This window comes from Tardiphaga sp. 813_E8_N1_3, assembly GCF_051811025.1.
Lineage (GTDB): Bacteria > Pseudomonadota > Alphaproteobacteria > Rhizobiales > Xanthobacteraceae > Tardiphaga.
Window position 1 is genome coordinate 5,771,234 of the sequence record NZ_JBPWQE010000001.1, and the last position, 22,034, is coordinate 5,793,267.

Genomic DNA, 22,034 nt, shown 5'->3' on the forward strand with positions numbered 1-22,034 from the left:
CCTTTTTGTTGGAATCCTCCCAAGGGATCCGATGTCCTTCCGGCTGCCGTGGCCACGACCGGGCGTGTTATTGTCCGGTCGGCTGATTCGGGAGATCCATGGCAGTGTCGGCGGACGATCTAAGCGCCCCGCTTGGACAGAAATCGAGACGTAAGCGTCACTTCCGGCTGCCTTTTTCCGGAACGCAGGCGCTTGCCGCGATCTTCACCTTGCTGCTGCTCGGCTTTCTCGGTGCTGCCATCTTCAATAACAACCCGATGGGCGGCGAGCCGGTAGCACGCGTAGCGATCAAAGCGCCTGCCGCGACCGATGATGAGAAGGTCGCCGCCAGGCCGCCGGTCGAGGTCAAGCACGGTACGCCCGAGACGGCCAAGGCGCCTGAGGCTCCCAGCCAAAAGACCATCACCATCATCGACGGTTCCAGCGGCGCTCGTAAGGACGTCGTGGTGCCCAGCGAGGGCTCGGACAGCGTTGTGGTCGATGCACCGCCGCCGGTCATGACGGGTATTGATCAGAAACTGCTGGAGAAATCCCGTCACGGTATGGTGCCGATCGCCATCGGCGCGCTGAAGCCGGTGACGGCCTATGCCGCGGGCTCCGAGGCCGAGCGCGCCAGGGCGATGAAGACGCCGAGCATTTCCATCGTCATTGGCGGCCTCGGCGTTGGTGCAGCCAAGACCACCGATGCCATCATGAAGCTGCCGCCCGCGGTGACGCTGGGCTTCACGCCCTATGGCTCGGATCCCGGCAAATTGGTCGAACGCGCCCGTGCGCAGCGCCACGAGGTGCTGCTGCAGTTGCCGATGGAACCGTTCGACTATCCCGACAACGATCCCGGTCCACAGACCCTGTTGTCCTCGGCTACGGCCGAGCAGAACCTCGATCGCATGATGTGGCATATGAGCCGCTTCCAGGGCTATGTCGGCGTAGCCAATTTCATGGGCGCACGCTTCATCGCCACGGACACGGCGATGCAGCCCATTGCGCGGGAAGCCAGCAAGCGGGGGCTCGCATTGTTCGACGATGGCTCGACGCCGCGCAGCGTCGCCGCAGCGGCCGCCGAAGGGCAGGGCATGCCCTTCGCGCGCTCCGATGTGGCCATCGACGCGGTGCCGACCTCGGCAGACATCGACAAGGCGCTGGCGCGGCTCGAGGGGCTGGCCAAGGAGCGCGGTGTGGCGGTCGGCGTCGCTTCGGCGCTGCCGATCTCGATCGAACGTATCAGCGCCTGGGCGAAAACCCTTGAAAGCCGCGGGATCATGCTGGTGCCATTGACAACCGCGATGCTGAAATCAAAATCAAGCTAGCGTCTTTGGGCTAGGGTGAATTCGGCGCAACCGAATCGCTGCGATTCAGCAAAGTCGAATCGCTGCGTAAAGAGTGCTCGAACGGACGCAAGAGGCATTGACGGAATGGCGCGCTACGAAGACCTGCCCTATCGAACTTGCGTCGGAATGATGCTGATCAACCCGCGAGGGCTCGTCTTTATCGGCCGACGTGCCGGCGGTATCGAGCACGTCGATGACATGCATGTCTGGCAGATGCCGCAGGGCGGCGTCGATCCCGGTGAGGACACCTGGGAGGCCGCAAAGCGCGAGCTCTATGAAGAAACCAGCGTCCAATCGGTCGAGAAGCTTGGCGAAGTGCCGGACTGGCTGATTTATGACATTCCCCGCACGGTGGCCGGGCGGGCCTGGAAGGGTCGCTATCGCGGCCAGCGCCAGAAATGGTTCGCCGTACGCTTCACCGGCGATGACAAGGAAATCAACGTCACGCATCCCCCGGGTGGCCACAAGGCCGAGTTCATCAATTGGCGCTGGGAGCCGATGAAGAACCTTCCGGAGTTGATCGTGCCGTTCAAGCGCCCGGTCTATGAGCGGGTGGTGAAGGAATTCGCCGGTCTGGCGGACGGCTAGCGCGGGAATGACGGACAACCGGCCGTATCGCCCCAATGTGGGCGTCGCACTGTTCAATGTTGACGGCAAAGTTCTGATCGGCCGTCGGTTCAAGGATGATGGGCCGGAGATCGTCCTGCCGGGCCTGGAGTGGCAGATGCCGCAGGGTGGCATCGATCCTGATGAAGATCCTCGCGTCGCCGTGATGCGGGAATTGTGGGAAGAGACCGGCGTCATCCATGCCGACTATCTCGGCGAGACCGGCTGGATGACCTACGACTTCATCCCGTTCGAGAATCCCAGCCATCGCTTTGCGCGGTTCCGCGGGCAGCGGCAGAAGTGGTTTGCGCTGAAATTCACCGGGGATGATGCCGAAATCGATCCGCTGACGCCGCGCAACGGTCAGCCGGCTGAATTCGACACCTGGCGCTGGGAGCGGCTGGATCGCGTCGCGGATCTCGTAGTGCCCTTCCGGCGGGAGGTCTATCGTGCCGTGGCCGAGAGTTTTGCGAAATTTGTCTGAAGCGAAGCCCTGACGAAACGAAGCGCTATCCGGGCTATAGCGCTTAGTGCATCGCCGTCGAGGTGACGTGCTGCTGGATGACCTTGAAGTGGTCGATGCGCTCGATAGCGCGGTCCAGCGCGGAGCCTTCCTTCTCGGCCAGCTTTTCTTCCATCTCGGCGATCTGGCCCGCGAAAGCTTCACGGTCGAGCTCTTCTATCGAAGTCGCGACCTCGGCCAGCACAGTGAGGCCCTTGTCCGAGACTTCGGCGAGGCCGCCGAGCACGATGATCTTCTGCTGGGTGCCGCCGGTCGTCACGATCATGATGCCTGGACGAAGCGCAGCCACTAGCGGCGCATGACCGGCCATCACACCGAGATCGCCCGCGACGCCGGGGATATCGACCTGATCGACTTCGCCCGCGAAAGCGAGCTTTTCCGGCGAGACGAGATCGAAATGAAAGGTGGCCATGTCGTTATCCGCTGACTGCTCCCTCCCCCCTTGCGGGGGAGGGTTGGGGAGGGGGGTAACCACGGGCGAAGGCGCTTGCGGCACCCTCACCCCGGCGCAAATGCGCCGACCCTCCCCGCCTAGCGAAGCTTTGCTTCGCGCGGGGGGGAGGGTAAGAAAGTTAAGCGGCTTCAGCAGCCAGCTTCTTGCCCTTTTCGACGGCTTCTTCGATCGCGCCGACCATATAGAAGGCGGCTTCCGGCAGGTGATCGTACTTGCCTTCGACGATCGCGCGGAAACCCTTGATGGTGTCGGCGAGTTCGACGAACTTGCCCGGCGAACCCGTGAAGATTTCAGCGACGAAGAATGGCTGCGACAGGAAGCGCTCGATCTTGCGGGCGCGGGCCACGGCCAACTTGTCCTCTTCCGACAGTTCATCCATGCCGAGAATGGCGATGATGTCCTGCAGCGACTTGTACTTCTGCAGCACCTGCTGAACCATACGAGCGGTCTGATAGTGCTCTTCGCCAACGACCAGGGGGGACAGCATGCGCGACGTGGAGTCGAGCGGATCCACCGCCGGGTAGATGCCCTTCTCCGAGATGGCACGGTTCAACACCGTCGTTGCGTCCAAATGGGCGAACGAGGTGGCAGGCGCCGGGTCGGTCAAGTCGTCGGCCGGAACGTAAATGGCCTGCACCGAGGTGATCGAACCCTTATGCGTGGTGGTGATGCGCTCCTGCAGCGCGCCCATGTCAGTCGCGAGCGTCGGCTGATAACCCACCGCCGAAGGAATACGACCGAGCAGAGCGGACACTTCCGAACCTGCCTGGGTGAAGCGGAAGATGTTGTCGACGAAGAATAGCACGTCCTGGCCCTGATCGCGGAAGTGTTCTGCGACGGTCAGACCTGACAGCGCGACGCGGGCGCGGGCGCCCGGAGGCTCGTTCATCTGGCCGAATACGAGAGCGCACTTCGACTTCACGGCCGGATCCGGATTGTGCGGGTCGGCATTCACCTTGGACTCGATGAACTCGTGATACAGATCGTTACCTTCACGGGTACGCTCGCCAACGCCGGCGAACACCGAGTAGCCACCGTGTGCCTTGGCGACGTTATTGATCAGTTCCTGAATGAGAACGGTCTTGCCGACGCCGGCGCCGCCGAACAGGCCGATCTTTCCGCCCTTGGCGTAAGGCGCAAGCAGGTCGACGACCTTGATGCCGGTGACGAGAATTTCAGCTTCAGTCGACTGGTCGGTGTAGAGCGGCGCTTCAGCATGGATCTCGCGGAGGCCTTCCGCATCGATCGGGCCGGCTTCGTCGATCGGCTCGCCGATGACGTTCATGATGCGGCCGAGGGTGCCAACGCCCACTGGTACCTTGATCGGCGTACCGGTGTCGGTGACTTCCTGGCCACGAACCAGACCTTCGGTGGTGTCCATCGCGATGGTGCGGACGGTCGATTCGCCGAGATGCTGGGCGACTTCGAGAACCAGACGGTTGTTGCCGTTCTTGGTCTCAATCGCGTTCAGAATCGCCGGCAGGTAACCTTCGAACTGCACGTCGACGACGGCGCCGATCACCTGTGTGATACGTCCGGTCTGGTTGGCGGGGCTAGCCATGAAAACTTCTCCTTAAACCTCAAGGACTCTGAAGTCCGAAACTTGAACGGCGGTCGGGTAGACCGGATTATTACTGTTAGATCGCCTCGGCGCCGGAGATGATTTCGATCAGCTCCTTCGTAATCATCGCCTGGCGGGTGCGGTTGTAGATCAGTGTCTGCTTGCGGATCATGTCGCCGGCGTTGCGCGTGGCGTTGTCCATCGAGCTCATCTGCGCACCGTAGAACGAAGCATTGTTCTCCAGCAGCGCGCGGAAAATCTGTACCGCGAGATTGCGCGGCAGCAGGCCGTCAAGGATCTCATCCTCGGCGGGCTCGTATTCATAAGTCGGTGTCGGGCCGGCATTGGCAGCAGGCGCTGCGACTTCCAGCGGAATGATCTGCTGGGCGGTCGGAATCTGCGAGATCACCGACTTGAAGCGCGAATAGAACAGCGTGCAAACGTCAAACTGACCGTCATTGAAGAGAGCCAGAACTTTCTTGGCGATATCATCGGCATTGACGAAGCCGAGCTGACGCACGGAACGCAGTTCGAGATGACCGACGATCTGCTTGTCGAAGTTGCGGCGCAGCTGCTCGTAACCCTTGCGACCGACGCAGAAGAACTTGACCTCTTTGCCCTGGTTCATCAGCGCCAGCGCGCGTTCACGCGCCAGACGTACGATCGAGGAATTGAAAGCGCCACATAGGCCCCGCTCGCCGGTGCAAACCAGCAGCAGGTGGACCTGATCCTTGCCGGTACCAACCAACAGCGCCGGGCCGGTGCCCGGTGTGGTCGCGCTGGCGATGCTGGCGATCACCGTATCCATCTTCTCGGCGTAAGGACGTGCAGCTTCGGCAGCGGTCTGCGCACGGCGCAGCTTCGATGCCGCAACCATCTGCATCGCCTTGGTGATCTTCTGCGTCGCCTTGGTCGAGGCGATGCGGACACGCATGTCTTTAAGTGAGGCCATTCTCAGTCCACCCCGGCGATCTAGCTGTTCAGCTGATCGCGAACCTCTCGTTCGAAACGCCCGACCTCGTGCCGGACATCAACGCGAATGGCCGGCATGAGCCGGCCATTCATTGGCAATATTAAGCGTAGGTCTTCGCGAAGCCTTCGACGACGGCCTTGAGCTGGGCGGCGACGTCATCCTTGAGATCGCGGCTGTCGCGGATCGCGTTGAGGATCTCGACGTTCTTGCCGCGCAGCAGCGACAACAGGCCGTCTTCGAAACCGCGCACCTTGCTAACCGGCAGCGTGTCGAGATAGCCGTTGGTACCGGCCCAGATCACGGCAACCTGCTCTTCCATCTTCAGCGGCGAGAACTGCGGCTGCTTCAGGAGTTCGGTCAGACGTGCGCCGCGGTTCAGCAGGCGCTGGGTCGAAGCGTCGAGGTCCGAGCCGAACTGCGCAAAGGCAGCCATTTCGCGGTACTGCGCGAGCTCACCCTTGATCTTGCCGGCGACCTTCTTCATCGCCTTGGTCTGCGCGGCGGAGCCGACGCGCGACACGGACAGACCGACGTTCACGGCGGGTCGGATGCCCTGGAAGAACAGATCGGTTTCAAGGAAGATCTGACCGTCGGTGATCGAAATCACGTTGGTCGGGATGTAGGCCGACACGTCGTTGGCTTGGGTTTCGATGACCGGCAGCGCCGTCAGCGAACCATTGCCCTGGGAATCGTTGAGCTTCGCAGCGCGTTCGAGAAGGCGCGAGTGAAGATAGAACACGTCGCCGGGATAAGCTTCGCGGCCCGGAGGACGACGCAGCAGCAGCGACATCTGGCGATAGGCAACAGCCTGCTTCGACAAATCGTCATAGATGATGACGGCGTGCATGCCGTTGTCGCGGAAGAATTCGCCGATCGTACAGCCGGTGAATGGCGCGATGTACTGCATCGGAGCCGGATCGGAAGCGGTCGCAGCGACGACGACGGAGTATTCCATCGCGCCCTGCTCTTCGAGCACCTTCACGAACTGCGCAACGGTCGAACGCTTCTGGCCGACGGCGACGTAAACGCAGTACAGTTTCTGGCTCTCGGGAGCGCCAGCAACGTTCAGCGACTTCTGGTTCAGGATGGTGTCGAGCGCGATTGCGGTCTTGCCGGTCTGACGGTCACCAATGATCAGCTCGCGCTGGCCACGGCCGACCGGGATCAAAGCATCGACCGACTTCAGGCCGGTTGCCATCGGCTCGTTGACCGACTTGCGCGGAATGATGCCCGGCGCCTTGACGTCGACGCGCATGCGCTTGTCGGCCTGGATCGGACCTTTGCCGTCGATCGGATTGCCGAGACCATCGACAACGCGGCCGAGCAGACCCTTGCCAACCGGCGCGTCCACGATCGAACGGGTGCGCTTGACGGTCTGGCCTTCCTTGATCTCGCGGTCAGCGCCGAAAATAACGACACCTACGTTGTCGGTTTCGAGGTTCAGCGCCATACCGCGGGTGCCGTTCTCGAATTCGACCATTTCACCAGCCTGGACGTTGTCGAGGCCGTAGACGCGGGCAATGCCGTCGCCGACGGACAACACCTGTCCGACTTCAGAAACTTCAGCTTCCTGGCCGAAATTCTTGATCTGGTCTTTGAGGATCGCGGAAATTTCTGCGGCGCGGATGTCCATCAGCCTGCCTCTTTCATCGAGTGCTTGATCGAGTTGAGTTTGGTGCGAAGCGAGCTATCCACCATGCGGCTGCCGAGCTTGACGACAAGCCCGCCGATGATGGACGGATCGACTTTCACGTTGAGCGCGACGTCCTTGCCCGTCACTGACTTCAGCGCGGTCTTGAGGGCGTCGAGATTCTTGTCACTGAGCGGCTCGGCGACGGTGACGTCAGCCGTAGCTTCGCCCTTAAACTTGGCTACCAGCGCATTGAAGCCGCGCGCCACGTCGCCAATGGCGAACAGGCGGCGGTTGGCGGTGAGGACCTTGAGGAAGTTGGCGGTGATGCCGGTAATTCCGGCCTTCTCCAGAACCGAAGCGAGGGCCTTGCCCTGAATCTCTGCAGAGAACACCGGGCTGCGAACCAGTCGCGCCAGGTCGGCGCTGTCGGCCAGCATCGCTGCGAATTTGTCGAGATCGGCCTTCACCGCATCGACGGACTTTTCGTCACGCGCCAGCTCAAACAGAGCCGTTGCATAACGACCGGACATTCCCGAAACCGACGGATCTTGTGTTGCCACGAATTGCGCTCTTCAGGCTGTCAAACTCGCAAGGGAATAACTATCGCCTGAATGTGGCGCCTAGCGATCCAAGTCCTTGGAATTCAAGCGGGACTTCGATTTTTAGGTCACAACAAAATGTCGTGACCCGTTCAAATCGCGGCTTTGCTAACATAGCCCGCGCGCTGGTGCAACGCGACGAAAGCGTTTGATGATGCCTTGTCGCAGGCCCTCGCAAAGAATCATTTCAGGGAGATGTGACTCGCCAATCGGGTCGCTGACGGAGTGTTTCGTTGTCCGTCTCCGAGGCGGAATTTCTAATTCCGCATGGCGGTACGCAGTGCCGATTTTTTGAATCATGCAGCGTCGGTCGCGGATAAGTCCGCAATTGAAATCCCGGCAGGGAGCGCGCGGCGTGTGCGCCTTACGTCACCGTTTCGGGCTGCTTAACATTTACTTACCGAATGCTATCCATGCACGATGATCACTTCGCTATTCAGTATAGTCGTGTAATTTACAGTATATTTAATAGTTAATAATTTGTTAAAATGGCCTATTAGCCATGTTCTGTTCCATCACAAGATATTTCATCTGGTCATGGAACGATTGTGTTGCCTATTTTACGCCTCATTACGTCGTCAAACGCTCAGCCAGTGAAATTGGGACGGGGGTCCACTTGCCACACTTGTGGCAATACTGTCTGAGGGACAACAACTTATGCTGCGTTACGGAAAATCGACGCTGGGCGCTATCGCCCGGCCGCGTACGGCAATCGCTGTCATGACTGCCGCTCTTGTTTTCGGGGGAACTGTTTCGGAGGCTTCGGCCAAATCCCGGCACCATCGCCATCACCACAAGCATCACGCACATCAGGCCAGCCAGCCGTCGCTGTTCGATGCCAACGCGTCGATCGCGCCAACCACGGGCGGTCGTAGCTTCTCGGGTGTTGCGTCCTATTACGGCAATGAGTCCGGCAGCCGCACCGCCTCGGGTCAGCGCTTCAATCAGAATGCGATGACTGCCGCGCATCGTTCGCTGCCGTTCGGCACCAAGCTGCGCGTGACCCATGGCGGTCGCAGCGTTGTCGTCACCGTCAACGATCGCGGACCGTTCATCCGTGGCCGTGTACTCGACCTGTCGAAAGGCGCAGCCAGTGCGATCGGTTTGACCGGCCGTGGCGTCGGCCGCGTCGTCGCGGAAGTCATGTAAGCGCGTCGCGTTTCTGATCTTTCAAGTTCAGTAGCGTTGTGTGTGTATTGAGTAGAGTAAGCGTTGAGTAAAAGAGCCTGCTGTCATCAAAAGACAGCAGGCTTTTTTGTTTTTGCGTTGTCAGTTCACGCCGTCATTCCAGGTTCGCGCGCAAGAGCGAGCCTTCCGGAACGACGAAGCTCAAAGAAAGCTCTGCGGATCGACATCGACTTCGAGCTTTAGGTTGCCTGTCGGTTTTGGGCCATGCGCCAGCCAGTCGCGGAGATAGTGCGACAGGTCGACATTGCGCGCCGACTTCACCAGCAGTCGGAAGCGATAGCGACCTTTGATGACGGCGAGTGGTGCTTCAGCGGGGCCGAGCACCATGATGCGCTCGTCGATCGGTGCTACGGCGGCGAGCTTGCGCGCATAGCCCTCCGTGGTTGGCCGGTCACCGCCTGAAATGATCAGACTCGCCAGCCGTCCGAAGGGTGGATAGCCCGCGCGTTCGCGGGCCTCGATTTCGCTGGCGTAAAACGCTTCGCGGTCGTTTGCGATCAGCGCCTTCATCACCGGATGCTCCGGCTGATGGGTCTGCAGATAGCCGACGCCGCGTCCCTGGTCACGTCCGGCGCGGCCGATGACTTGATTGAGCATCTGATAGGTGCGCTCCGCGGCGCGGGGATCGCCATTGCCGAGGCCCAGATCGGCGTCGATGACGCCGACCAGATTGAGCCGCGGGAAGTTATGGCCCTTGGCCACGAGTTGCGTGCCGATGATGACATCGACGCGGCCTTCTGCGATCTCGGTCAGCTCCGTCCGCATCGCATCGATTGACGTGATGAGGTCGCTTGACAGCACCATGGTGCGCGCATTCGGAAACAGGCTGGCTGCTTCCTCCTGCAGGCGCTCGACGCCGGGTCCCACGGCAACCAGCGACTCTTCAGCCTGACAATGCGGGCATTGATGTGGGCGATGCATCGAGAAGCCGCAGTGATGGCATACCAGTCGCTGGCGAAAGCGATGATCGACCAGCCACGCATCGCAGATGGTGCAGGCGAAGCGATGTCCGCAGCCGCGGCATAGCGTCAGCGGCGCATAACCGCGGCGATTCAGGAACAGCAACGCCTGTTCCTTGCGCTCTATGGCGATCTGGATTTTCTCGGCGAGGCGCGGTGCGATGAAGCGGCCGCGCATCGGCCCTTCGCGGCGCAGATCAATGGCTTCGATATGCGGCATATGCTGGCCACCGAAGCGCGATGGCAGCGCGATGCGCTGATATCGCCCCTTGCGAGCATTGACCTCGGACTCAACGGACGGAGTCGCAGAGGCGAGCACGATGGGAATCCTGGCGATGGATGCGCGCACCACGGCCATGTCGCGGGCATGGTAATGCGCGCCTTCGTCCTGCTTGTAGGCCTGGTCGTGCTCTTCATCGACGATGATCAGGCCAAGTTTCGCATAGGGCAGAAACAACGCCGAACGCGCGCCGACGATGACATGGGCCTCGCCATTGGCGGTCGACGCCCAGTTGCGTGCGCGGGTACGCGGTGTCAGTTCGGAATGCCATTCCAGCGGCCGCACGCCGAAGCGTTTTGAGAAGCGCTCCAGGAATTGCCCCGTCAGCGCTATTTCGGGCATCAGGATCAACACCTGTTCGCCGCGCTTGATCACCTCGGCAACCGCCTCGAAATAGACCTCGGTCTTGCCGGAGCCGGTGACGCCGTCGAGCAGGGCGGCGTGAAAATCCCCCTTGGCGGCGAAAGTCCGCATCGCTTCGGCCGCGACGGCCTGGTCGTCTGAAAAATCCGGCTCGGCGAAGGTGGGGTCAGGCGCCGGCGGCGGTAGCGCGCGAGGCATGGCTTCAATAGCAAGCGTGCCTTCATCGACGAGGCCGTCGATCACGCCGGCGCTGACACCGGCTTCCTTGGCGGCTTCGGATTTGGCATGCAGCAACCCGTCCGACAGGATCTCGATCAGCCGTGCGCGTGCCGAGGTCATGCGCTTGGGCACTTCGCCGACCAGACGGACGCCCACGCGCACCCGCTCCGGGCCGAGGTGCTCGCCCATCCGCAGTGTCATCTTCATGACCATGCCGCGGGCGGACAAAGTGTAATTCGCCACCCAGTCGACCAGGCTGCGCAATTCCTGCTTCAGCGGCGGGACATCGAATTTCTCGCCGACTTCCTTGAGCCGGTTGTGCAGCCGTGGATCGGGATTGGTGTTTTCCGCCCAGACCACGCCGATCACCTCGCGGGCACCGAGCGGCACGCTGACGACATCGCCGGGCTGCAGATCGAGGCCGCGGGGCACGCGATAGGAATAAGCCTGGTTCAGCGCGACCGGCACCAGCACGTCGACGACGCCAGACGATGTTTTGGTACGCGCAGCTTCGTCCATCGGCGGAATCAGACTCGAATTGGGGTATCCGCTAACCTAAGCTCGCGGTGCGGTCCGGACCAGTGCCGGCAGGGCGGCCCGGTCTTATGACCGATGCGCCACCACGACAATGAAGCAAAAATAATAAGTCAAAGGGAGAACCAAATATGGGCCACAGGCTCGCAGGGGCAGCCGCCTCACTCATCATTATTTCTGCCGTTGTGGTGCCCGCACGGGCGCAGGACCGGATGCCGCCGATCCCGGCCGACAAATACACCGATGCCCAGAAGAAGGCCGCCGAGGAATTCGCCGGCGGGCGCGGCTATGAGGTTCGTGGGCCTTTCGTGCCGCTGATTCGCAGCCCGGAAGTCATGCTCCGCGCCAAGGCCATGGGCGATCATCTCAGGTTCAAGAGCGCACTGGCTCCGCGGCTGAGCGAAATGATCATCCTGATCACCGCACGGGAGTGGACCCAGCAATATGAGTGGGTTGCCCATCATGACATCGCGATCAAGGCGGGTCTCCGCAACGAGATCGCCGACGCGATTGCCGACGGGCGGCGGCCTGTTGGCATGGCCGATGACGAAGAGGCCGCCTACGACATGTCGATCGAAATCCAGCGCACCAAACGCGTGAGTGATCCGACGTGGAACAAGGCCGTTGCAAAATTCGGCGAGCAGGGCGTCATCGATCTGCTCGGGATCAATGGCTATTACACCTTCCTGGCCATGGCTATGAATGCAGCGCGAACAGGCCTCCCGGCCGGTGTCACAGAGCCCCTGAAGCGGTTCCCGGATTGACGATGCTGGCGGTTCACCAAAGTGAAACGAGCGGGGTGTGATAATCTCCGCCCGTTCGCGTGCGACGCACTGCAAGGCATCCCGATGGCCAAGCTTTCCGACAAGAAACCAGCCGAAGCCAAATCAAGTGGGCCGGCGCCGATTGACCTCATCTGTGCGGATGCCGATGTCTCGCTGCAGATGACGCGGTGGCTGTCGCATCTGCGCGCCGAGCGGCGGCTGTCGCCAAAGACGCTCGAAGCCTATGCGCGCGACGTCCGGCAGTTTCTTACATTTCTCGCCGAACACTGGGGCGCGCTCGTCTCGCTGCCGCGTTTCGCCAAGCTGGAGACCAGTGATGTCCGTGCCTTCATGGCGGCGCGCCGCGGCGATGACATTGGTGGCCGCTCGCTGATGCGCGCGTTGGCCGGTCTGCGGTCTTTCGGCCGTTTTCTCGAGCGTGAAGGCAAAGGCAACGTCGGTGCGCTGTCAGCGATACGCGCGCCCAAAATCGGCAAGAGCCTGCCGAAACCGCTGCAGATGGCCTCGGCCAAGCGCCTTGCCGATGCGGATGAGCGTGCGGGCGAAAACCGCGATCCGTGGATCTGGGCACGCGATGCCGCGGTGATGGCGCTGCTCTATGGCTCGGGCCTGCGCATCTCCGAGGCGCTTGGCCTCAAGCGGCGCGACGTGCCGGCGCCCGGTGCCGGCGACGTGCTGATCGTCAATGGCAAGGGCAACAAGACCCGCATGGTACCGGTGTTGCATAATGTGCTCGAGCTCATCGCCGACTATGCGGCGCAGTGTCCGCACCCGCTGCCCGCAGAAGGACCGATGTTTGTCGGCGCGCGGGGTGGCCCGCTCAGTCCTCGGATCATCCAGTTGACCATGGAGCGGATGCGCGGCGCGCTCGGTCTGCCCGATAGCGCCACGCCGCACGCGCTGCGCCATTCCTTTGCCACCCATCTGCTGACTCGCGGTGGTGACCTCCGCGCGATCCAGGAATTGCTCGGCCACGCCTCGCTATCGACCACCCAGATCTATACCGGCATCGACACCGAGCGGCTGTTCGAGGTCTACAAGACCGCACACCCGCGAGCGTAAGGCGGCCCGGCCCCGCCCGTAGTACAAGTGTCATCAAGCTGCCCCTTGCGAAGTTGGCGCGGTTCAGTCAATCGTCGGGCCATTAACCGGAGAGGGGTCCCCGATGAGCGCGCACGAAAGTATGGAGCACGCGGAGCATGCCGAGCATGCGTCTGGCTCTAACAAGAATATTGCACTCCTGATTGCCGTGATCGCGCTGTTCCTGGCGTTCTCGGAAACCCTCGGCAAGGGCGCGCAAACCGAATCCATCAGCAAGAATGTCGAGGCGTCCAACCTCTGGGCGTTCTTCCAGGCCAAAAGCATCCGCCGTACCGTCGTTCAGGCGACGTCGGATCAAGCCCGGCTGAGCCTTGGCCTGATGGGTGACGATGCCGCCAAGGCCGCACTGTCCAAGCAGATCGACGACTGGAAGAAGACCGCGGATCGTTACCGCTCCGAGCCGGAAACCGGCGAAGGCTCCGAACAGCTCGCCGCCCGTGCCAAGGAAGCCGAACACGCGCGCGACCTCGCGATGGCGCGCTACCATCACTATGAAGTGGCCTCCGCCGCATTCCAGATCGGCATCGTTCTGGCATCGGCCACGATCATCACCGGCATGATCGCGCTGGCCTGGGTATCAGGTGCACTGGCGATTGCCGGCGTCGCCTTCACGGCGATCGGCTTGTTCGCGCCGCATGCGGTTCATCTCATGTAACGACTTAAGCCGAAGCGGTCCGGCAGAGTTGCAGGACCGCTTCGGCAAACTCCCGCGGGGCTTCCTGCGGCACGTTGTGGCCGACGCCGGGGATCACACGGCGCTCATAGGTCGCCGTGAAATACTGGCCGTGGCGCTCAGAACTCTTCACGACATTGATGCCGTCGTCGGCGCCATGTAGCACGATGGTCGGCACGTCGATCTTCGGCTGCGCTGCAAGTTGCGTTTCCGGAAACACATAATTGAGATCACCGGCGACGCTGCCGGTCCGGTGCATGTAGGAGTGCACGACAACATCGACAAAGTCGTCATTGTCAAAGGTGGGCGCGGATCGTTCGAAGGTTGCGTCGTCGAACGCCCAACTCGGTGACCACATCTTCCATAAAAGCTTGCTCAGTGCCGCGCGATTCTGGATCAGGCCATTACGGCCGCGTTCGGTGTGAAAGTAGTATTGATACCACTGCCGGGCTTCCTGTTCCGGATCGGCGGGGGTCGCGGCTCTGGTCAGATTCTGGATGTTGTAACCTGCGCAACTGACCAAGCCATGTATGCGTTCAGGCCATAGCGCCGAGACAACACAGGCCGCGCGTCCGCCCCAGTCGTAGCCCGCGACGACAGCCTTGCCGATACGCAGCGCGTCCATCAGCTCCAGCAGATCCTGCCCAAGCGCGGCCTGTTGCCCCGAGCGGCTGGTTGCGCTGGAAAGAAACCGTGTTGGCCCATAACCACGCAGATAAGGCACGATGGTCCGGAAGCCGGCGGAGTTGATGATGTCGACCGCGTCGTCATAGCCTCTGATGTCATAGGGAAAACCATGCATCAGAAGGACGGGCAGGCCATCATTCGGTCCGCTATGTTCATAGGCAATATCGAGAAGGGGAGTTTGGATGCGTGCCAGTTCAGCCAAGTCGTTCTCCCGTTCGGTCTACCGCGCCGAATGTGCCCGATGACGCAGCCGTTGTACCAGCCGCATCCAACGCGACGATGAATTGGAGCGGAACATCGCCATCGTCGCTTTGATTCTTGCAGTCACAGGCGCGACCAATTCGCCGGCCCGGCGGCGGATGTCGAGAACGAATTCATAGAGCTTCCGAAACCAGTTCATCTGCAACAGCTTCGGCCGTGTCACATCGAAGATGAACGCAGCGACGCCGACGCCGAGAAACTTGCTGAACACGATGAGCGCGAAAGCGCTGATCCAATATTGATGCATGAGCAACCAGGCGCCGGCCAGTTTCAACGGAAACAGCAGGATCGCCGGAATAACAAACACGATCAGCGTCAACATTGGCGACAGCCGCGCGATTCGCGCGGCCAGCCATTCCTTCAAAGCGCGCAGCGGAATCGCTGCAACAATGCGCGCGACGACCGGTTCGAGATGATCCCACAGCCACGCTTCGATCAGGAAGATCAAAGCGAGGAAGAACCATAGCGGCTGCAGCACGCGTCGGATCATGGTGTTCGTCTCCCAGCCGGCGTCGCACCGGCCGTGACTCACATATGGATAGCGCGCTTGGCTACCGCAAATGCCGCTTCCTTCACCGCCTCGGAGCGGGTCGGATGGGCATGGCAGGTGCGGGCCAGATCTTCGGCGGAACCGCCGAATTCCATCAGCACGCAGGCCTCGTGGATCATTTCGCCGACTTCGCGGCCGATCATATGCACGCCGAGCACGCGATCGGTCTTCGCATCTGCGAGAATCTTCACGAAACCATCGGTAGTCTGGTTGACCTTGGAGCGGCCATTGGCAGTGAACGGGAACTTGCCGACATTGTAAGCGATACCGGCAGCCTTGAGCTCTTCCTCGGTCTTGCCGACGGCGGCGACTTCCGGCGTGGTGTAGACGACGCCGGGGATTACGTCATAGTTCACATGACCGGCCTGGCCTGCAAGAATCTCGGCGCAGGCAACGCCTTCGTCTTCCGCTTTGTGCGCCAGCATCGGGCCCGCGACGACGTCGCCGATCGCATAGATGCCCTTCACGTTGCTTGAGAAGTGATGGTCGATCTTGACGCGGCCGCGCTCGTCGAGCTCGACACCTGCTTCCTTGAGGCCAAGCGCTTCGGTGTAAGCCACGCGTCCGATCGCGACGAGAATCACATCGGCTTCGATGGACTCGGCAGCGCCGCCCGCGGCTGGCTCGATCTGCGCCTTCAGAGTCTTGCCCGACGTATCGACGCCGGTGACCTTGGCGCCGAGCTTGAATGTCATGCCCTGCTTCTCCAGCATGCGTTGGAATTGCTTGGCGACTTCGCCGTCCATGCCGGGCAGGATGCGGTCGAGGAATTCCACCACAGTGACTTCAGCGCCCAGCCGGCGCCACACCGAGCCGAGCTCGAGGCCGATCACGCCGGCGCCGACCACGATCAGCTTGCCCGGGACCTTGTCGAGCGACAGCGCGCCGGTCGACGACACGATGCGCTTCTCATCGATCTCGATGCCCTTCAGCTTCGCGACGTCAGAGCCGGTAGCGATGACGATGTTCTTGGTCTCCAGCGTCTGGGCCTTTCCGTCAGCGCCGGTGACTTCGACCTTACCGGTGCCGAGCACACGGCCGGTGCCCATCACGACGTCGATCTTGTTCTTCTTCATCAGGAATTCGACGCCCTTGACGTTGCCGTCGATGCCCTGCTGCTTGAAGTTCATCAACGCGGGAAGATCGAGTGTCGGGGCGGACACCTTGATGCCCATCTTTGCGAAGGAGTGGCCGGCTTCCTCAAAAAGCTCCGACGAATAGAGCAAAGCCTTCGAGGGCATGCAGCCGATGTTCAGGCAGGTGCCGCCCAGCGTGCTGTTCTTCTCGACGACGGCAACCTTCATGCCGAGCTGCGCCGCGCGGATCGCGCAGACATAGCCACCGGGTCCGGTGCCGATAACAACGAGGTCGTAAGCCATGATGCAGTCCTGTATTTTCTTCTGGATGATATGGGGTGCCTGGGCCTTAACGGCCACCGGACACGTCGAGAATGGTGGATGTGACGTAAGAAGCCTCGTCCGACAGTAACCAGACAATGGCGTTGGCAACTTCATCCGCAGTACCGACGCGCTTCATCGGGACGTTGACGGAAAGACGATGCGCGCGATCCGGCTCGCCGCCTGACGCGTGAATGTCAGTATCGATCAAACCGGGTCGAATGCCGGCGACGCGAATGCCCTCGGCTGCGACTTCGTGTCCCAATCCGATGGTGAAGGAATCGATCGCGCCCTTCGACGCGGCATAGTCGACATAGGTGTTCGGCGCGCCCAGTTTGGCGGCTACCGATGACAGATTGACGATGACTCCGCCGTTGCCACTGTGCTTGGTCGACATCCGCTTCACGGCTTCGCGGGCGCAGAGAATGCTTCCGGTGACATTCACCGTCATCATGTTGGCGATGCGTTCGGCAGTCATCTGATCGACGCGGATGGAAGGGCCGACAATGCCGGCATTGTTGACCAGCGCGCCGAGAGGACCAAAGGCGTCCGCGGTCTTGAACAGCGCAAGAATGTCAGCCTCGGAGCCGACATCGCATTTCACCGCTATGGCCTTGCCGTTGGTCGCTTCGATCTTCGAGACGACCTCGTTGGCGGCGGCTTCGTTGCTGGCATAGCCGACCACGACCTTGAAGCCGCGTGAGGCCGCCAGGAGCGCAGTGGAACGACCGATACCCCGGCTACCACCAGTGATGATGACGACGCTGTCGGTCATGTCCTGCTCCAGCTTCGCTGAGGTGCCAAGACTTCAGGTATCGAGGCTTCGGATATCAAGGCTTCTTGGTCATCAACCGGCAGCGTCGCCGCTACCGGTTGATAATAGTGAATAAGGAGAGATCAGAGATCCAGAACGAGACGTGCCGGATCTTCCAGGCTTTCCTTGACGCGAACGAGGAAGGTCACGGCTTCCTTGCCGTCGATGACGCGGTGATCGTAGGAAACCGCCAGATACATCATCGGGCGGATCTCGATCTTGCCGCCGACTACGACCGGACGTTCCTGGATCTTGTGCATGCCAAGGATAGCCGACTGCGGTGCGTTCAGGATCGGCGTAGACATCAGCGAGCCGTAGATGCCGCCATTGGTGATGGTGAATGTGCCGCCCTGCATTTCGTCGATCTTGAGCTGGCCGTCGCGGGCGCGCTTGCCGAAATCCGCAATGGTTTTTTCGATGTCGGAGATCGACTTGGTATCGCAGTCACGCACCACGGGAACGACGAGGCCCTTGTCAGTGCCGACGGCAACGCCGACGTGATAGTAGTTCTTGTAGATCAGATCGGAGCCATCGATCTCGGCGTTCACGGCCGGAATATCCTTCAGCGCCTGCACGCAGGCCTTGGTGAAGAAGCCCATGAAGCCGAGCTTGGTGCCGTGCTTCTTCTCAAAAACGTCCTTGTACTGTGAGCGCAGCGCCATCACGTTGGTCATGTCGACCTCGTTGAAGGTCGTGAGCATCGCGGCGGTGTTCTGCACGTCCTTCAGGCGGCGCGCGATGGTCTGGCGCAGGCGTGTCATCTTCACGCGCTCTTCGCGCGACGCGTCGTCTGCGGGCGACGGCGCACGAACCTGCACAGAGGCGGCTGGCTGATTGATCGGGGTCGGCGCCGAGGCGGCCTTCTCGATCGCAGCGAGCATGTCGCCCTTGGTCACGCGGCCATCCTTGCCCGAACCGGGCACGGTGGCGGCATCGATGCCGCTCTCGGCCGAGATCTTGCGGACCGACGGCGCCAGCGGCGCATCGACGGGTGCGGACTTCTGAGCGGGAGCAAGTGTAGCAGCGGCCGGAGCCGGAGCAGCGGGCTTCGCGGGAGCAGCAGCCGGCTTGGCGCCGCCGGCACCATCGGTGATCTGGCCGAGCAGTGCGCCGACGGCAACGGTCTCACCATCCTTGGCAACGATCTCGCCGAGCACGCCGGCGGAGGGCGCCGGGACTTCGATCGTGACCTTGTCGGTCTCGAGTTCGACCAACGGCTCGTCAACGGCGACGGCATCGCCAGCCTTCTTGAACCAGCGGCCGATGGTGGCTTCCGTCACGGATTCGCCGAGCGTGGGAACGCGAATTTCAGTCATTGTCTATTTCCTCTTGTGGCGTGGCGACCCGCTCGGTCATCCCTGCCTGAACTTGAAATCAATGCGGATATGCGAACGCCCCGCGGGTGCGGGGCATTCGCCAACAGGATGGAGGCTTAGCCGAGTGCTTCGTCGAGGAAGGCCTTGAGCTGGGCGAGATGCTTGGACATCAGGCCGGTAGCGGTCGCCGCAGATGCGGCGCGGCCGGCGTAACGCGGACGCTTGTGGGTGGCGTTGATCTGGTTGAGCACCCATTCGAGATACGGCTCGATGAAGTGCCAGCCGCCCATGTTGCGCGGCTCTTCCTGACACCAGACGAATTCCGCACCCTTGAAACGGGTCAGCTCCTGCACCAGCGTCTTCAGCGGCACCGGATAGAGCTGTTCGACGCGCATCAGATAGATGTCGTCGACACCGCGCTTCTCGCGCTCTTCGTAGAGATCGTAATAGACCTTGCCGGTGCACAGCACGACGCGGCGGATCTTGTTGTCGGGTACGAGCTTGATCTTCTCGTCCGGCAACTTCTCCGCATCGTCGAACAGCACGCGGTGGAAGGTCGTATCGGCGCCGAGTTCGCTGAGCTTCGACACTGCACGCTTGTGGCGCAGCAGCGACTTCGGCGTCATGACGATCAGCGGCTTGCGGATCTCACGCTTCAACTGACGACGCAGCATGTGGAAGTAGTTGGCCGGAGTGGTCGGATAGACCACCTGCATGTTGTCTTCCGCGCACATCTGGAGGAAACGCTCAAGGCGTGCGGAGGAATGCTCCGGGCCCTGGCCTTCATAGCCATGCGGCAGCAGGCAGACGAGGCCCGACATACGGAGCCACTTGCGTTCACCCGACGAGATGAACTGGTCAAACAGCACCTGTGCGCCGTTGGCGAAGTCGCCGAACTGCGCTTCCCAGATCGTCAGCGCCTTCGGCTCGGCGAGCGAATAGCCGTATTCAAAGCCAAGCACGGCTTCTTCGGACAGCAGCGAGTTGATCACCTCGTAGTGACCCTGGTCGGGCTTGAGATGGTTAAACGGCGTGTAGCGGCTCTCGTCTTCCTGGTCGAACAGCACCGAGTGGCGCTGCGAGAAGGTGCCACGCTCCGAGTCCTGACCGGACAGACGGACGTGGTGACCTTCTTCCATCAGCGTGCAGAACGCCAGCGCTTCGCCGGTTGCCCAGTCGATGCCTTCGCCGGTATCGATGATCGCCTTGGCGCGGGTGTCGAGGAAGCGCTGCACCGTGCGGTGAACGCGGAAGCCATCGGGCACCTTGGTAATCTTGGCGCCAATAGCCTTCAGCGTGTTGACGTCGACACCCGTCACGCCACGGCGGGGATCTTCCTCCTGGTCGGCATATTTGAAGCCGGCCCACTTGCCGTCGAGCCAGTCGGCCTTGTTCGGCTTATAGCCGGCGCCGGCTTCGAGTTCGGCATCGAGACGAGCGCGCCAATCGGCCTTCGCCTTGTCGACTTCGCCTTCGGTCATCACGCCATCGGCGATGATACGCTTGGCATAGATATCGAGCGTCGACTGGTGCGCGCCGATCTTCTTGTACATCACCGGCTGGGTGAACGCCGGCTCGTCGCCTTCGTTATGGCCGTGGCGGCGATAGCAGAACATGTCGATGACGACAGGCTTGTGGAACTTTTGCCGGAACTCGATCGCGATCTTGGCTGCGAATACCACCGCTTCCGGATCGTCGCCGTTCACATGGAAGATCGGAGCATCGATCATCTTCGCGACATCGGACGGATAGGGCGACGAACGGGAGTAACGCGGATAGGTGGTGAACCCGATCTGGTTGTTGACGATGAAGTGGATCGAACCGCCGGTGCGATAGCCCTTCAGGTCCGACAGCGCGAAGCATTCCGCGACCACACCCTGACCCGCGAAGGCCGCATCGCCATGCATCAGCAGCGGCAGCACGGAAATACGCTGGTCTGGCGGATCACCATTCTGGTCCTGCTTGGCGCGGACCTTTCCGAGCACCACGGGATCGACGATTTCAAGATGCGACGGGTTCGCCGTCAGCGACAGATGGATATTGTTGTTGTCGAACTCGCGATCCGACGAGGCACCGAGGTGATACTTGACGTCACCCGAGCCTTCGACCTCGTCCGGGTTGGCCGAACCGCCCTTGAATTCATGGAACAGCGCGCGGTGCGGCTTTCCCATCACCTGGGTCAACACATTGAGGCGACCGCGATGGGGCATGCCGACGACGATGTCACGGACACCGAGGCTGCCGCCGCGCTTGATGATCTGTTCCAGCGCCGGGATCAATGATTCGCCGCCGTCGAGGCCGAAGCGCTTGGTACCGGTGAACTTGACGTCGCAAAACTTCTCGAAGCCGTCGGCTTCGATCAGCTTCTGGAGGATGGCGCGGCGACCTTCCGGCGTGAAGCTGATTTCCTTGTCCGGACCTTCGATACGTTCCTGGATCCACGCCTTCTGTGCGCGGTTGGAAATGTGCATAAATTCGACGCCGAGGGTCTGGCAGTAGGTGCGCTGCAGGATCGCAACGATCTCGCGCAGCGTGCCGTATTCGAGGCCGATGACGTTATCGAGGAAGATCTTGCGGTCGTAGTCGGCATCGGTGAAGCCGTAGGAGCGCGGATCGAGTTCCTCATGATCCTTCTGGCCTTCGATGCCCAGCGGATCGAGATTAGCGTGGAAATGGCCGCGCATGCGGAAGGCGCGGATCAGCATCAAGGCGCGCACCGAATCGCGGGTCGCCTGATTGATGTCACCGGTCGGTGCCGCAGCACTTGGCTGCGCGGCCTTGGCGGCGAGCTTGGCGCCCATCACCTTCTCGACCTGGGCCCAGTTGCCGTCCATGGCGGAGGTCAGGTCGTCCTTGGGCGTCAGCGGCCAGTTGGTCTTTTCCCAAGACGGACCTTCGGCGTTCTTCTGAACGTCGGCGGGCGAGTCCTTCAGGCTCTTGAAGAACTCCTGCCACTCGGCATCGACCGAGGAGGGGTCCTTTTCATAACGGGCGTAAAGTTCGTCGATGTAAGTGGCGTTTGCGCCCTGCAGAAATGAGGAGAGGGCAAAGGCGGCGTTCGCGTCCTGGCGAGACATGATGGCGTCCTGATTTGGTATCGCGCGGAAATTTTAGCGAGGGCTGATCCGGTTGCCGGATCATCCTAAAGTCGAGCGAGCTTCTACCCTATTTAATCCGAATGTGCGCTCTGAAAAGCACGAAGAACTGAATATTTCGTCAATTCTTTGTGC

At 61.3% G+C, this 22,034-nt stretch carries 19 protein-coding genes; 7 read left to right on the plus strand and 12 right to left on the minus strand.

Annotation, left to right across the window (positions count from 1 at the left end; all coding sequences use genetic code 11):
* Positions 1-98: 98 nt before the first annotated feature.
* From AB8A33_RS27335 to AB8A33_RS27345, 3 genes are all read left to right on the plus strand, one after another.
* Positions 99-1,307: a divergent polysaccharide deacetylase family protein gene (locus AB8A33_RS27335; protein WP_439095632.1), complete on the plus strand. Its 1,209-nt coding sequence runs from the start codon at positions 99-101 to the stop codon at positions 1,305-1,307.
* Positions 1,308-1,412: 105 nt separating this feature from the next.
* Positions 1,413-1,916: an RNA pyrophosphohydrolase gene (locus AB8A33_RS27340; protein ID WP_089263237.1), complete on the plus strand. Its 504-nt coding sequence runs from the start codon at positions 1,413-1,415 to the stop codon at positions 1,914-1,916.
* 7 nt (positions 1,917-1,923) lie between these two features.
* Positions 1,924-2,418, plus strand: coding sequence for an RNA pyrophosphohydrolase (locus tag AB8A33_RS27345; protein ID WP_439095633.1), 495 nt, complete (start codon positions 1,924-1,926; stop codon positions 2,416-2,418).
* Between the two features lie 43 nt (positions 2,419-2,461).
* On the opposite strand, the gene AB8A33_RS27350 is transcribed toward AB8A33_RS27345, so the two are convergent.
* The 5 genes from AB8A33_RS27350 to AB8A33_RS27370 all read right to left on the minus strand — a co-directional run bounded on the left by AB8A33_RS27350 (position 2,462) and on the right by AB8A33_RS27370 (position 7,638).
* Complete coding sequence (locus AB8A33_RS27350; RefSeq protein ID WP_439095634.1) at positions 2,462-2,869, minus strand: F0F1 ATP synthase subunit epsilon; 408 nt, start codon at positions 2,867-2,869, stop codon at positions 2,462-2,464.
* Between the two features lie 160 nt (positions 2,870-3,029).
* Positions 3,030-4,472, minus strand: coding sequence for a F0F1 ATP synthase subunit beta (atpD, locus tag AB8A33_RS27355; RefSeq protein ID WP_315839865.1), 1,443 nt, complete (start codon positions 4,470-4,472; stop codon positions 3,030-3,032).
* A gap of 76 nt (positions 4,473-4,548) precedes the next feature.
* A complete protein-coding gene (locus tag AB8A33_RS27360) occupies positions 4,549-5,424 on the minus strand; it encodes a F0F1 ATP synthase subunit gamma (RefSeq protein WP_439095635.1) in 876 nt (291 codons plus the stop codon).
* Between the two features lie 121 nt (positions 5,425-5,545).
* Positions 5,546-7,078: a F0F1 ATP synthase subunit alpha gene (atpA, locus tag AB8A33_RS27365; RefSeq protein ID WP_439095636.1), complete on the minus strand. Its 1,533-nt coding sequence runs from the start codon at positions 7,076-7,078 to the stop codon at positions 5,546-5,548.
* Complete coding sequence (locus AB8A33_RS27370; RefSeq protein ID WP_089263247.1) at positions 7,078-7,638, minus strand: F0F1 ATP synthase subunit delta; 561 nt, start codon at positions 7,636-7,638, stop codon at positions 7,078-7,080. Before AB8A33_RS27370 ends, atpA begins: the two co-directional genes overlap by 1 nt.
* A 696-nt stretch (positions 7,639-8,334) precedes the next feature.
* Here AB8A33_RS27370 and AB8A33_RS27375 point away from each other — a divergent pair.
* Positions 8,335-8,826, plus strand: a complete 492-nt coding sequence (locus AB8A33_RS27375) for a septal ring lytic transglycosylase RlpA family protein (RefSeq protein WP_439095637.1) — start codon at positions 8,335-8,337, stop codon at positions 8,824-8,826.
* A 180-nt stretch (positions 8,827-9,006) separates the two neighbouring features.
* Here AB8A33_RS27375 and AB8A33_RS27380 read toward each other — a convergent pair whose 3' ends face one another.
* The gene (locus tag AB8A33_RS27380) at positions 9,007-11,205 is read right to left on the minus strand and encodes a primosomal protein N' (protein ID WP_439095638.1); all 2,199 of its coding nucleotides are present in this window, start codon (positions 11,203-11,205) and stop codon (positions 9,007-9,009) included.
* Positions 11,206-11,351: 146 nt separating this feature from the next.
* Between AB8A33_RS27380 and AB8A33_RS27385 the strand changes: the two genes are divergently transcribed.
* The 3 genes from AB8A33_RS27385 to AB8A33_RS27395 all read left to right on the plus strand — a co-directional run bounded on the left by AB8A33_RS27385 (position 11,352) and on the right by AB8A33_RS27395 (position 13,761).
* The gene (locus tag AB8A33_RS27385; protein ID WP_439095639.1) at positions 11,352-11,984 is read left to right on the plus strand and encodes a carboxymuconolactone decarboxylase family protein; all 633 of its coding nucleotides are present in this window, start codon (positions 11,352-11,354) and stop codon (positions 11,982-11,984) included.
* Positions 11,985-12,068: 84 nt separating this feature from the next.
* A complete protein-coding gene (locus AB8A33_RS27390; protein ID WP_439095640.1) occupies positions 12,069-13,067 on the plus strand; it encodes a tyrosine recombinase XerC in 999 nt (332 codons plus the stop codon).
* 103 nt (positions 13,068-13,170) lie between these two features.
* The gene (locus AB8A33_RS27395; RefSeq protein WP_439095641.1) at positions 13,171-13,761 is read left to right on the plus strand and encodes a DUF4337 domain-containing protein; all 591 of its coding nucleotides are present in this window, start codon (positions 13,171-13,173) and stop codon (positions 13,759-13,761) included.
* A 4-nt stretch (positions 13,762-13,765) separates the two neighbouring features.
* Here the strand turns inward: AB8A33_RS27395 and AB8A33_RS27400 are convergent, their stop codons facing one another.
* From AB8A33_RS27400 to AB8A33_RS27425, 6 genes are all read right to left on the minus strand, one after another.
* Entirely contained in the window at positions 13,766-14,659 is an 894-nt protein-coding gene (locus AB8A33_RS27400) for an alpha/beta fold hydrolase (RefSeq protein ID WP_439096079.1), read from the minus strand.
* A gap of 27 nt (positions 14,660-14,686) precedes the next feature.
* On the minus strand, positions 14,687-15,217 hold the full coding sequence (locus AB8A33_RS27405; RefSeq protein WP_439095642.1) for a hypothetical protein: 531 nt from the start codon (positions 15,215-15,217) through the stop codon (positions 14,687-14,689).
* 38 nt (positions 15,218-15,255) lie between these two features.
* A complete protein-coding gene (gene lpdA / locus AB8A33_RS27410; protein WP_439096080.1) occupies positions 15,256-16,659 on the minus strand; it encodes a dihydrolipoyl dehydrogenase in 1,404 nt (467 codons plus the stop codon).
* A 43-nt stretch (positions 16,660-16,702) separates the two neighbouring features.
* Positions 16,703-17,449, minus strand: a complete 747-nt coding sequence (locus tag AB8A33_RS27415; RefSeq protein ID WP_439095643.1) for an SDR family oxidoreductase — start codon at positions 17,447-17,449, stop codon at positions 16,703-16,705.
* Between the two features lie 122 nt (positions 17,450-17,571).
* Entirely contained in the window at positions 17,572-18,804 is a 1,233-nt protein-coding gene (odhB, locus tag AB8A33_RS27420; protein WP_439095644.1) for a 2-oxoglutarate dehydrogenase complex dihydrolipoyllysine-residue succinyltransferase, read from the minus strand.
* Between the two features lie 116 nt (positions 18,805-18,920).
* Positions 18,921-21,881 (minus strand): 2-oxoglutarate dehydrogenase E1 component, encoded by a 2,961-nt coding sequence (locus tag AB8A33_RS27425; RefSeq protein ID WP_439095645.1) that lies wholly within the window; start codon positions 21,879-21,881, stop codon positions 18,921-18,923.
* Positions 21,882-22,034: the final 153 nt, after the last annotated feature.